General features: G+C 65.9%; 10 protein-coding genes. 7 read left to right on the top strand and 3 right to left on the bottom strand.

Going from position 1 to position 12,783, the window contains the following annotated elements; translation table 11 throughout:
- The 5 genes from groL to AC4FIJ_RS06395 form a co-directional block, all read left to right on the top strand.
- On the top strand, positions 1 to 1,405 hold a 1,405-nt coding region (groL, locus tag AC4FIJ_RS06375; protein ID WP_490335878.1), incomplete at its 5' end, for a chaperonin GroEL.
- A gap of 168 nt (positions 1,406 to 1,573) precedes the next feature.
- A complete protein-coding gene (locus tag AC4FIJ_RS06380) occupies positions 1,574 to 1,981 on the top strand; it encodes a baeRF12 domain-containing protein (RefSeq protein WP_490335879.1) in 408 nt (135 codons plus the stop codon).
- Positions 1,982 to 2,000: 19 nt separating this feature from the next.
- Positions 2,001 to 2,648 (top strand): biliverdin-producing heme oxygenase, encoded by a 648-nt coding sequence (locus AC4FIJ_RS06385; RefSeq protein ID WP_490335880.1) that lies wholly within the window; start codon positions 2,001 to 2,003, stop codon positions 2,646 to 2,648.
- Positions 2,645 to 5,233, top strand: a complete 2,589-nt coding sequence (locus AC4FIJ_RS06390; protein ID WP_490335881.1) for an HWE histidine kinase domain-containing protein — start codon at positions 2,645 to 2,647, stop codon at positions 5,231 to 5,233. Before AC4FIJ_RS06385 ends, AC4FIJ_RS06390 begins: the two co-directional genes overlap by 4 nt.
- A gap of 43 nt (positions 5,234 to 5,276) precedes the next feature.
- Positions 5,277 to 5,786 carry a hypothetical protein gene (locus AC4FIJ_RS06395; protein WP_490335882.1) on the top strand — a complete coding sequence of 170 codons (510 nt, stop codon included), beginning with the start codon at positions 5,277 to 5,279 and terminating at the stop codon, positions 5,784 to 5,786.
- Here the strand turns inward: AC4FIJ_RS06395 and AC4FIJ_RS06400 are convergent.
- Positions 5,783 to 6,778 (bottom strand): agmatine deiminase family protein, encoded by a 996-nt coding sequence (locus AC4FIJ_RS06400; protein WP_490335883.1) that lies wholly within the window; start codon positions 6,776 to 6,778, stop codon positions 5,783 to 5,785. The genes AC4FIJ_RS06395 and AC4FIJ_RS06400 overlap by 4 nt on opposite strands.
- Positions 6,779 to 6,867: 89 nt before the next feature.
- On the opposite strand from AC4FIJ_RS06400, the gene AC4FIJ_RS06405 reads away from it, so the two are divergent.
- Positions 6,868 to 7,389, top strand: coding sequence for a COG3650 family protein (locus AC4FIJ_RS06405; RefSeq protein ID WP_490335884.1), 522 nt, complete (start codon positions 6,868 to 6,870; stop codon positions 7,387 to 7,389).
- A gap of 403 nt (positions 7,390 to 7,792) precedes the next feature.
- On the top strand, positions 7,793 to 10,108 hold the full coding sequence (locus AC4FIJ_RS06410; protein ID WP_490335885.1) for a CDC48 family AAA ATPase: 2,316 nt from the start codon (positions 7,793 to 7,795) through the stop codon (positions 10,106 to 10,108).
- 47 nt (positions 10,109 to 10,155) lie between these two features.
- On the opposite strand, the gene AC4FIJ_RS06415 is transcribed toward AC4FIJ_RS06410, so the two are convergent.
- Positions 10,156 to 11,274: a mechanosensitive ion channel family protein gene (locus tag AC4FIJ_RS06415; protein WP_490335886.1), complete on the bottom strand. Its 1,119-nt coding sequence runs from the start codon at positions 11,272 to 11,274 to the stop codon at positions 10,156 to 10,158.
- A 90-nt stretch (positions 11,275 to 11,364) separates the two neighbouring features.
- Entirely contained in the window at positions 11,365 to 12,738 is a 1,374-nt protein-coding gene (locus AC4FIJ_RS06420; protein ID WP_490335887.1) for a sensor histidine kinase, read from the bottom strand.
- Positions 12,739 to 12,783 lie beyond the last annotated feature (45 nt).

Consider the following 12,783-nt stretch of genomic DNA (forward strand, 5'->3'; position numbering starts at 1 on the left):
CGACGCCGCCGGTGACGGCACCACCACCGCCACCGTGCTGGCCCAGGCCATCGTGCGCGAAGGCATGAAGTCGGTCGCCGCGGGCATGAACCCGATGGATCTGAAGCGCGGCATCGACCTCGCCGTCGCCAAGGTGGTCGAGAACCTGAAGAACCGTTCCAAGGACGTGTCGGGCACTTCGGAAATCGCGCAGGTCGGCGTGATCTCGGCCAATGGCGACAAGGAAGTCGGCGAGAAGATCGCCGAAGCCATGGAAAAGGTCGGCAAGGAAGGCGTGATCACGGTCGAAGAGGCCAAGGGTCTCGAATTCGAGCTCGACGTCGTCGAGGGCATGCAGTTCGACCGCGGCTATCTGTCGCCCTATTTCGTGACCAATCCGGAAAAGATGACCGTCGAACTCGACGATCCCTATATCCTGATCCACGAGAAGAAGCTGTCGAACCTGCAGTCGATGCTGCCGATCCTCGAAGCCGTGGTGCAGTCGGGTCGTCCGCTCCTCATCATCGCCGAGGACATCGAGGGTGAGGCGCTCGCCACGCTCGTCGTCAACAAGCTGCGCGGCGGCCTGAAGATCGCGGCCGTCAAGGCTCCCGGCTTCGGCGATCGCCGCAAGGCGATGCTGCAGGACATCTCGATCCTCACCAATGGCGAGATGATCAGCGAAGACCTGGGCATCAAGCTCGAGAACGTGACCCTGAACATGCTGGGCCAGGCCAAGAAGGTCAGCATCGACAAGGACAACACCACGATCGTCGACGGCGCCGGCGATGCCGAGGGCATCAAGGCCCGCGTCGAGCAGATCCGTGCGCAGATCGAGTCCACCACCTCGGACTACGACCGTGAAAAGCTGCAGGAACGTCTGGCCAAGCTGGCCGGCGGTGTTGCGGTCATCAAGGTCGGCGGCGCTTCGGAAGTCGAAGTGAAGGAACGCAAGGACCGCGTTGACGACGCGCTGCACGCAACCCGCGCAGCCGTCGAAGAAGGCATCGTCCCCGGCGGCGGCACGGCGCTGCTGTACGCCACCAAGGCTCTCGAAGGGCTCAAGGGCGACAACGACGACCAGACCCGCGGCGTGGACATCATCCGTCAGGCCATCATGGCCCCGGTGCGCCAGATCGCGACCAATGCCGGCTTCGACGGTGCGGTCGTCTCGGGCAATCTGCTGCGTGAAAACGACGAAACGCAGGGCTTCAACGCCGCGACCGACGTTTACGAGAACCTCGTATCCGCCGGCGTGATCGACCCGACCAAGGTCGTTCGCACGGCGCTGCAGGACGCGGCTTCGGTCGCCGGCCTGCTGATCACCACCGAAGCGGCGATCAGCGAGTTCCCGGAAGACAAGGCTGCCCCTGCAATGCCCGACATGGGCGGAATGGGCGGCATGGGCGGAATGGGCGGCTTCTAAGCCAACCCTCCGTCCGACCGGACCAGCGAAGGGGCGCCCCGCCACGGGGCGCCCCTTTTCTTTTGAAAATCATAAATTAAGTTAAGCCGCGAAAGACCTCTCGGGCACAATTCGTCGCATCGCTCGTTGCATGTCCCTAGGTCTAATTTTTTTCCCGGAGAATAATCGATGCGACTCCCCCACAAGGCCCATCTGGCTATCGTAGACGGAGAGCGCTTCGTGCTGATGATCAACAACGGATCGCCCGACGAGCCCTCGCTGGGCGAGGTTGCCAGCCCCGAACTCGACGGCCAGAACTACAGTGCGGGCGTGCGCCATCAGGACGAGGTCGGCCAGCGCCACGGCCGCACCGATCTGGACGAGCTGGCCCATGCCGCCGCCGTCGCCGAATGGCTGAACCGGGCCGCACTCGACGGCATGTTCGAACGGCTGGCGATCGTTGCCGATCCCAAGTCGCTGGGCGAGATGCGCCGCCATTATCACAAAGCCCTGCAGGACGTGCTGATCGCCGAAGAAGCCAAGACCGTCGGCGGCGAACCGCTGTCGCGGATCGAATCCAAGCTTCTCTCGGCCTGATCGCAGGCAGGCCCGACCCATGCTCTCTGTCGATCATCAGCGTAGCGCGGGGCCCGATGGCCCACTGACGCACGGCCCCTCCCCGAAAGAGCGGGGCAGCCGTGAAGACGCGCCCGCCGATGGCGACAGAGGGCGGCAAACGGCGCGCATGATGCTGCGCGAACGCACCGGCGGGCAGCATCAGGCGACCGAGGATGCCTTCGCCAGTTACGATCTGGCCATCCCTGCCCATTACCGCGCCTTCCTCACCGCCCATGCGGTCGCGCTGCCCGGTCTGGAACTGGCGGTCACGGGCCGCGGCTGGACCGGTTTCACGCCGCGCCTGCCGCTGCTGGCCGACGACCTTGCCGCGATGGGTGCGTGGCTGCCGCCGCCGATGATCGCCAGCGATCTGGGCGATGCGGGCGTATGGGGCGCGCAATATGTGCTGGAAGGGTCCAAGCTGGGCGGGCGGATGCTGGCGCGCATCGTGCCCGAAAGCCTGGCGTCCAGCTATCTTTCGCCCGCCGACAGCATGAGCGCGGACTGGCAGGATTTCTGCGCGGCATTCGATGCTGCGGCCTTGGAAAAAGATGATATATGGCTGGAAGAGGCATGCGATGCGGCCATCGAAACGTTCCAGTTCTTCAGACGTGCTGCAATTGCTGTGGCGGAGGACCTTAATTGAATTTGCATGACCGTGGGACGGGCGCAGCTACTCTCACCGACACCGTCGACCTCACCAATTGCGACCGCGAGCCGATCCATATCCCCGGCGCGATACAGCCGTTCGGCTTCCTGCTGGCGCTGAGCGCAGAGTGGATGATCGAGCGCGCCGCCAATACCGAGGCCTATCTCGGATCGTCGCCGCGCGGGCTGATCGGCATGCCGGCCACGGAAATCCTCAAGACCAGCGCCGTCCGGCTGCTTCGCGACCGCATAGCCAATTTACGGGGCGAGGATTCGGTGGAGCGGATGTTCTCGGTCCATCTGCTGAACGACAACAGCCTGTTCGATGTGGCCGTCCACAGAACGGGGCGCACGATCATCCTCGAATGCGAACCGGCCAAGGGCGACGAGATCGAGGTGTCTTCGATGGTGCGCGGCATGGTCGCGCGGCTGGGCGCGACCGAACAGGTCGGCTCGATCCTGCGCGAAGGCGCGCGGCAATTGCGCATGCTGACGGGGTTCGACCGGGTGATGGTCTATCGCTTCGACCCCGACGGCAGCGGAGAAGTCGTCGCCGAAGCGCTGGAACCCGGCATCGACAGCTTTCACGGTCTGCATTTCCCCGCGACCGACATTCCTCAGCAGGCCCGCGCGCTTTACGTGCGCAATTTCTTCCGCATCATCGCGGATATCGACGACATGCCAAAGCCCATCGAACCGGTCGGCGCGTCCGAACCGCTCGACCTGTCGATGTCGCTGTTCCGCGCCGTCTCGCCGATCCATATCGAATATCTGCGCAACATGGGCGTGCGCGCGTCGCTGTCCGTCTCGATCGTCGTCGACGGCGAGTTCTGGGGCCTGTTCGCCTGCCACCATTACTCGCCCCGCCTGCCCAGCTTTGCCGAACGCAGCGCCGCCGAACTGTTCGGCCAGATGTTCTCGCTCCTGCTCGGCAATGCGCTGCGCAAGGAGGCGTCGGAATACGAGGAACGCGCCCGCAAGATTTCCGACCGGCTGATGGCCGCCGCCGCGCAGGACGCGGCGCGGCTGAACGACGCGGAATGGATGGGCGACCTCGTGCTCGAGGCGATTCCGGCGGACGGCGTCGGGGTCAGCATCGACGGCGGCGCCTCGCTGTCGGGCCTTACCCCATCGAACGACGAATTTCTGCGCATTGTGCAGGAACTGAAAAGGCGTGAGGTGACGCAGGTCTTCAGCACGCAGAACATCGATGCCATGCTGCCCGGCGCGGGCGATTACGCGCATCGCGCGGCGGGGCTGCTGGCAATCCCGATCTCACGGCGCCCCGGCGACTATGTCGTGCTGTTCCGCGCCGAACAGCTGCGCTCGGTCCGCTGGGCGGGCAATCAGGCCAAGCATGTCGAATATGGCCCGAACGGCGCGCGGCTGACCCCGCGCAAGAGCTTCGAGGAATGGTCCAATCTGGTGCGGGGCGAAGCCAAGCGCTTCGAAGGCCCTGAAGTCCGCGTGGCCGAGGCGCTTCGCACCAGCCTGCTGGAAGTCGTGCTGCGCCTGACCGAAGCGGCGAGCGAGGAACGTCGCCGCTCGGGCGAACAGCAGAAACTGCTGATCGCCGAACTCAATCACCGCGTGCGCAACATCCTCGCGCTGATCCGCGCGCTGATCGGCCAGACCAACCGCGAGGCGGTCAGCGTCAAGGAATTCGTCGGCACGCTCGACAGCCGGGTGCAGTCGCTGGCGCGCGCGCATGACCAGCTGACCGCGGAACAATGGGGTCCCGGCCCGCTGAAGGAGCTGCTTTCGACCGAGGCGTCGGCCTATCTCAGCGAAGCGGCCGATCGCCTGATCGTCGAAGGGCCCGATGTCACCGTCGCGCCCACCGCCTTCACCGTCATGGCGCTGGTGTTCCACGAGCTGGTGACCAATGCCGCCAAATATGGCGCGCTCAGCGACAGCGGATCGGTGCATGTGCGCTGGGCGCTGGACGATGCGGGCGATCTCAAGATCGAGTGGGATGAAAGCGGCGGCCCCGCGGTCATGCCGCCCAAGCGCCGCGGTTTCGGCACCACGATCATCCACGATTCGATCCCGCACGAACTGGGCGGAGAAGCGAATATCGAATATCGCACCGCCGGACTGCACGCCCGTTTCAGCCTGCCCGCCCGCTATATCGCGGGCATAGTGGAAGGCGGCAGCGCCAAGATCGAAAGCAAGCCCCGCGGAATGGAGAATCTCAAAGTGATCGAGGGCCGCCATGTCTTGCTGCTTGAGGACAGCGCTCTGATCGCGCTCGACGCCGAGGACAAGCTGCGCGAACTGGGCGCACGCGAGGTTACGGTGACGGCCTCAAACGCCGGTGCCGCCGCCGCGATCGATACGGGCGAGATCCAGCTTGCGATGCTCGACTTCAATCTCGGCAAGGAGAATTCGGTCCCCACCGCCACGCGGCTGAGCGAAGAGAAGATCCCCTTCGTCTTCGCATCGGGCTATGGCGGGGACGATACGATCCCGCAGCAGTTCGCGGATATTCCCGTGATCCTGAAACCCTATGCCCGCCAGCAGATCGCAGAGGCCCTCGCCAAGGTCCATCCCGCCGCGAATGAAACGCCGGACGACGAATAGGGCGCATCCCCTCGCGCGCATCGGGGCCCGTCTGGCGGCCCTGATGCTCGCGGCGGTCGCGGCACTGGCCGCGCTGCCCGCGTGGGCGGCGGTGACGGTCCATTTCCAGAGCTTCAACGGATCGGTGCTGTTCGGCCGCTATCCGCATACCTTTGTGGTGCTCGACGGCACGCTCGACGCGACGGGTCAGCGGATCCACGAAAATTACGGCTTCACCGCCAAACGGGTCAGCCCCGCGATCCTGTCCGGCCCGGTCGAACACGACATCAGCATCGAGAAAGAGAAATACATCACCTCGACCAATCGCCATTTCAGCGTGACCGTGCCCGACGAAACCTATTGGCGCATCCGCCGCGAAGTCGATGCGTGGCGCGACCTGCCGGGCAAGGGTTATGACCTCGAAACGCGCAATTGCATCCATTTCGTCGGCGCGATCGCCGAGATCGTCGGCCTGACGGTCAGCTTTCCCAAGGACCTGATGCGCAAGCCCAAGGCGTGGCTGAACCTGATGACACAGCGCAACCCCTGGCTGAACGCGCCGCAGATCGACTAGGCCGGTTCCGCCGCGGGCATCTGCTGGCTGGCGCAGTGAAAGCCCCCGCCGCCCGCCAGCACCGCATCGGCGGGCAGCCCCACCACCTGCCGCCCCGGAAACAGCGAGCCGAGCACCGCGATCGCTTCCTCGTCACGCACGCTGCCGAATACGGGAACCGCGACAAGATGGGTCGTGACGGTAAAATTCATGTAACTCGCTGGCTCGGCGAAATCGCCCGCGCTGATCAGGCCGGGCGACGGCATCTCGCACACCTCCAGCCCGGCGTCTTCGGCGCGCGCCCGCGCATCGTCATAGATCGCGCGATTGGGATCGTCCGCCATCGAAGCGCGCGGAATGGCGATCCGCCCCGGCCCGACAAAGCGCGCCAGATTGTCGATATGCCCATCGGTGTGATCGTTCAGCAGTCCCTCGCCCAGCCAGACCACCCGCGAAAAGCCCAGGTCGCGTTTCAGCCGCTCCTCGATTTCGCCCCGCGACAGCGCAGGATTGCGATTGGGGTTCAAAAGGCATTGTTCGGTCGTGACGACGGTGCCCGCGCCGTCATTGTCGATTGCCCCGCCCTCAAGGATCCAGTCCGACGTCTCGACCGACAGGCCCGCATCGCGCGCGATCTCGGCGCCGATGGTCTGGTCGCCCTCCATCTCGAACTTGCCGCCCCATCCGTTGAAGCCGAACCGCATCGCGCGCCGTCCACCCGCGCCGTCGCAGACCACCAACGGCCCGGTATCGCGCAGCCAGACATCGCCATAGGTGCGCCGCTCCAGCGTGACGGCGGCACTGGTCAATTGCCGCGCCCGCGCCTCGTTCGCGGCGTCGCGGACCAGCAGGCGCACCTCCTGCCCGCTTTCGGCGACGGCATTGGCAAAAGCGGCGATCTGCTCCTGCGCGCGCGGCAATGCTTCGGGCCACTCGACCGGATCGTGCGGAAAGCCGATCCACAGCCAATCCTGCTTCGCCCACTCGGGCGGCATGCGCCAGACATTCGCCATTCGTCACCTCTCTCGCGGAGGGCGGCATGGCGGCCGCGCGCCGCGCTTCGCCCTCGCCTGTGTCAGGCCGCGCTGCTAGAACAATGGCCATGATTGCGAAAGCCCCCGAACGTCCCGCCGCGCCCGCCATATTCGCGGCGCTGCTGCCGCTGGCCGTGCTTGCCGGATGCGGTCAGCCCGCCAGCCAGACCTCCGAAGAGGAGGCCGCGGCCGCCGAGCCCGCGCAGACCGCCTCTGCGACGCCATCGACCGCGCCGCCCGCCGAACAGGCCAGCGCGCCCGGCGACATCGAATCGCAGATCCCCGCCAATTTCCGCGCACTGGGGACCGAGCCGTTCTGGGCCGTCACCACCGGCGGCCCCGGCACGGCGGCGGGCCTGCGCTATTCGACGCCCGAAAACATCGAAGGCACCGAAGTGACCATAGAGGACGAGCGCGTGCAGCCCGCCATGCGGCGCCTGAGCGGCACGATGGACGGCAAGGATTTCAGCATCGAGCTGACCGTCGGGCAATGCTCCGACGGGATGAGCGATCGGGTCTATCCGTTCACCGCCCGAATCGTGCTCGACGGCGAATCGCTGTCCGGCTGCGGTCGTCCGATGGACGGATGATGCTGCACTGCACCATGACCGTGCCGATGCCATTCGAAATAGCGCCAATTTACATCTATGTCAGGACGCCGAACCGGCGCGAAACTGCGGCTCAGCGCCTCGGTTGCATGGAATGCAACTGCATTCGCCCTTTTCGCATTTGCGCAAGAGTCGGCCCTGACCTACATCGGAGGGGCCTTATAGGCATCCTCTCCCAAAACTTTCAGGCCCGGCCGGCAACGGTCGGGCCTTTTTTTTGTTCCGCGCCCCCTGCCCGCCGCCGCGTCCGGCCGGCACGGACGCTGACCATTCTTTCGCGCGCGAACCCTTTGCAACTCGCCCGGCCAGTCCCCATGTCGGCCTTTCCGGACGCCCCGCGCTCCGGGCGACATGACAAGCGAACGGCTGAACTGAGGAATCCTCGATGGCGGATGCGGATACGGCGCTGAATGCGCGCGAAGTGAAATTGCAGGTGGCGGCGGCCCGTCAGGAGGAATCGGGCCACGGCATCGCCCGCATCCCGCGCGAAGCGATGGGCAAGCTGGGCATTACCGAAGGCGACATCATCGAGATCGAGGGCAAGCGCACCACGCCCGCCCGCGCGCTGCTGCCCTATGCCGAGGACGAGGGGCTGGATGTCATCCGGCTCGACGGCCTCGAACGCGGCAATGCCGAGGTGGGATCGGGCGAGCATGTCATCGTCCGCAAGGCCGAGACGCGCCCCGCCACACGCGTCGTCTTCGCCCCCGCCCAGCGCGAGATGCGGCTTCAAGGCCCGCCGCAGGCCTTGAAGCGCAATTTCTTCGGCCGCCCGCTGACACAGGGCGACCTCGTCGCGACTCGCGGCCAGCAGCGCGTGCAGGACATGCCGCCCGAGGTGGCGCGCATGTTCAACGCGCCCGCCTTCGCGCTTACCCAGATCCGCCTCTCGGTTGTGTCGACCAGCCCCAAGGGCTTTGTCCATATCGACGAGAATACCGAGGTCGAGCTGAAGGCCGAGTTCGAGGAACCGCGCGATGCGCGCGCCTCGGTCAATTACGACGATGTCGGCGGCATGGAAGAAACCATCAAGCAATTGCGCGAGATGGTCGAACTGCCGCTGCGCTATCCCGAACTCTTCACCCGCCTCGGCGTCGATCCGCCCAAGGGCGTGCTGCTGCATGGCCCGCCGGGCACCGGCAAGACGCGGCTGGCGCAGGCGGTGGCGAACGAATCGGATGCCAATTTCTTCCTGATCAACGGACCCGAGATCATGGGCAGCGCCTATGGCGAATCGGAAAAGCGCCTGCGCGAGGTGTTCGAGGAAGCCGAAAAGGCCTCTCCCGCGATCGTCTTCATCGACGAGATCGATTCGATCGCGCCCAAGCGCCAGAACGTGCAGGGCGAGGCGGAGAAGCGCCTCGTCGCGCAGCTGCTCACGCTGATGGACGGGCTGCACGCGCGCTCCAACCTTGTCGTGATCGCCGCCACCAACCGCCCCGACGCGATTGACGAGGCGCTGCGCCGTCCCGGCCGCTTCGACCGCGAGATCATCGTCGGCGTGCCGGACGAGAATGGCCGCCGCGAAATCCTGGCGATCCACACCCGCGGCATGCCGCTGGACGAGGACGTCGACCTCAAGGAACTGTCGCGCACCACGCATGGCTTCGTCGGGGCCGACCTCGCCGCCTTGTGCCGAGAGGCCGCGATCGAGGCGGTGCGCAAGCTGATGCCCCGGCTCGACCTCGACGCGCGCACCATCCCGCCCGAAGTTCTCGACGATCTGTCGGTCACCCGCCGCGACTTCACCGATGCGCTCAAGGGCATTCAGCCTTCCGCCATGCGCGAAGTCATGGTGCAGGCCCCCACCGTCGGCTGGTCCGACCTCGGCGGTCTGGACGAGGCGGTCGAGATGCTGCGCGAAGGCGTCGAGCTGCCATTGAAGAACCCCGAGGCGTTCAAGCGTCTGGGCATTCGTCCGGCCAAGGGCTTCCTCCTCTATGGCCCGCCCGGCACCGGCAAGACGCTGCTGGCCAAGGCCGTCGCCAAGGAGGCGGAAGCGAATTTCATCTCGATGAAATCGTCCGACCTGCTGTCCAAATGGTATGGCGAGAGCGAGCAGCAGATCTCAAAGCTGTTCGCCCGCGCACGTCAGGTCGCGCCCTGTGTGATCTTCATCGACGAGATCGACAGCCTTGTCCCCGCGCGCGGCAGCGGCGGGGGCGAACCGCAGGTGACGGCGCGCGTCGTCAACACCATCCTCGCCGAAATGGACGGGCTGGAGGAGCTGCAATCGACCGTGGTGATCGGCGCGACCAATCGCCCCACTCTGGTCGATCCCGCGCTGCTGCGCCCCGGCCGCTTTGACGAGCTGGTCTATGTCGGCGCACCGGACGAGCCGGGCCGCCTGCACATCCTCAAGATCCACACCTCGAAGATGCCGCTGGGCAGCGACGTGGAGCTGGCCGACATCGCCGGCAAGACCGAGCGTTTCACCGGCGCGGATCTGGAAGACGTGGTGCGCCGCGCGGGCCTCAACGCCATCCGGCGTCAGGGCTCGAACGTGACCGCCGTCAGCGCGGCCGATTTCGCCGATGCGCTGGAGGATTCGCGCGCGACCGTCACCGCCAAGATGGAAAAGGAATATGCAGACATGCGCGGCGAGCTGAAGCGGCGCGCGGCGGAGACCAATCCCATCGGCTTCATCGCGCCGGGCATGCTGACGCCCAAACGCGACAGCAAGCACGAAGACGAAGGCTGACCTGAACGGGCGGCGGGGACTATCCTGCCGCCCTTTCCCCTGACGCCTTAGCCCATCGCCTGACCGCCGGGACTGCCGACCTCGGCCCCGCTGCTTTCCACCCGCAGCGGTTCGGGCGACGCGATGCGCTGGCGCACGATCGCCTCGGGCATTTCCTCGGCCAGCCACTGGATCAGCGCCTCGCGCACGTCGCAGCGCAGGTCGAACAATGTGGGCGAATCCTTGGCCGTCATCAGAAAGCGCACCTCGATCGCATCGCGGGTCAGCTCGGTCACCTGCATGTGCTTCACCCGCTTGTCCCAGCGGCGGTTGCTCTCGACAATCTCCATGAACTTGGCGCGGATCGGGTCCAGCTTGGTATGCGGATCGACATAGAGCATCACCGTACCCATCAACTGGGCCGTCTTCTTGGTCCAGTTCTGGAAGATCTCATCAAGGAACTTGGACGTCGGCACGACCAGCCGCCGCTCGTCCCACACCTTCACGACCACATAGGTCATGCGGATTTCCTCGATCCAGCCCCATTCGCCGCCGATGATGACGGCATCGCCGATGCTGATCGGCTCGGTCAGCGCCAGCTGGAAACCGCCGATCAGCGATTTCAGCGCAGGCTGCGCCGCAGCGCCCACCGCAAGACCCGCAAGCCCCGCCGAAGCCATCAGCGTGATCCCGATGTCGCGCACGCCGGGGATCGACAGCAGCATCATCGCGATCACGATGAACACGATGATGAATGTGCCGATGCGCGAGAAGATCACCAGCCGCGTCCGCTTGCGCCGCGCGCTCAGATTATCCTCGACCGAGACATCGGCGCGCAGGATCATCGTCTTGATCAGCGCATGGAACAGGGTGATCGCGATCCAGCCGATCAGCGCGGGCATCACGAAGCCCGCCAGCCGCTCCCAGATATGCTCAAGCGCGGGCAATTCGCGCGCAACCAGCACCAGCGCCAGCGCGACCAGCGCATAGCGCGTGGGCCGCGCGATCCGGCGCAGGACGATGTTGTCCGCCTCAAGATCGCTGGCATTGGCAAAGCGCAGGAGAACGTGAAACACCACGCGGTGCACCACCAGCGCCACCAGCACGGCCAGCGCCGCACCGCCAAGGGCAATGATCCATTCGGTCGCGCCATTGCTGCCGACCTGATCCCGGATCCAGCTACGCAATTGATCGAGGTTCATGGCCCCAAGCTAGCCCCAGTCATGCTGCAATGCAACATCGGCCGAAAGTTGGGCCAGCGGCGCTTCGGTCGCGCTTCAGTCCCGCTCGGGGATATGCATCTCGACCACCATGCGGCCCGGTTCGAAGCGGCGCTCGATCTCGCCGTCCAGCTGCCGCGCGGCGCTGCGCATCAGCATTGATCCGAAACCCTCGCGCCCGTCGGGCACCGCGATGGAAGCGCCGGTTTCGGTCCAGCACAGCACGATGCCGCCCTCCGACCGTTTCCAGTCGATGGTGATATGACCCTTGTCGGCGGAATCCCGCTCGCCGGACCAGGCACCGTATTTGACCGCATTGGTCGCCAGCTCGTGCAGCACCAGCCCCACGGGGGTCGCCTGCTTGGCGGTCAGCGACACCTCGTCGCCGCCGATCTCGGCCTTGTTGCCCTCGCTACGATAGGGGGCCAGCACCTTGTCGACCAGCACCGCCATGCGCGCCTCGCCCTCGCCCGCGCCGCCGTCGGGGCCCTGCGTCACATTATGCGCCTCCAGCAAGGCGTGGATGCGCGCCGCGATATTGTCGACCACGGGCGCGGCCTCGGGCTGTCCCCGCCCGCTCATGCGCACGATGGCCAGGATCACCGCGAACAGGTTCTTCACGCGGTGGTTCAACTCGCGCGCCAGCAGGTCCGCCCGGTCGCGCGCTTCCTCCAGTTCCTGCGCGCGTCCCGCCAGCGCCTCGGCCCGCGACGCCCGCATCGCCAGCACGATGCCGAAACCCAGCCCCGCCGCCATCAATACCAGCGTCACCACCAGCAAGGGCAGCACTTGGCGTTCGGAGCGGAACGCCTGCTGCGATGCATTGGACTGGAGGCCGCGCTCCACCGCTTCCAGGCGCGTCAGCGCATCGTTCAGCCGCTCCATGTAGAGCCGCCCCTCATTGCTCAGGATACGCTGCTGCGCGGCAACGATCTCGCCCGCCTCGATCAGCTCGACCGTCTGCGCCAGTTCCTCGATCTTGGCATCGCCTGCGTCCTCGACCTCGGCGACCAGCCGCTCGATCCGCGCATCCTCGCTGCTGCGCGACAGGGTCTTGAGCCGCTCTATCGCGCGCGGATACAGGTCGCGCCCGAATTCGTAGGACGCGCGGTACCGCCGGTCGAGCGTGATGAAATAGCCGCGCTGCCCCGTCTCCGCATTCAGCGCGGCCCGGTTGATGTCGCGCAGCGCCGACACGACCTCGGCATAGCGCGCGGTCTGCAGCCGCTCGGTCCGCTCCTTCGAAATGGTGGACCACACCAGCAGCACCGAAAACAAGATGCCCAGCGCCACCGCGCTGAGCACCAGCAGCGCGGACAGCAGGCGGCGGCGCTTGCCGCGCGAAGGCGGTTTCGGTTCGGGCACGGGGTTCAAGCAATCCTCCAGATGGCGGGCGCGGTTCTTGTGGTCGAGGCCCGCATCCCTTTGCATGGCATAAGTTAATCGCCCCTGCACCTTTTCCAATAGGCGCGGTTG

This window comes from Croceicoccus sp., from assembly GCF_983967925.1.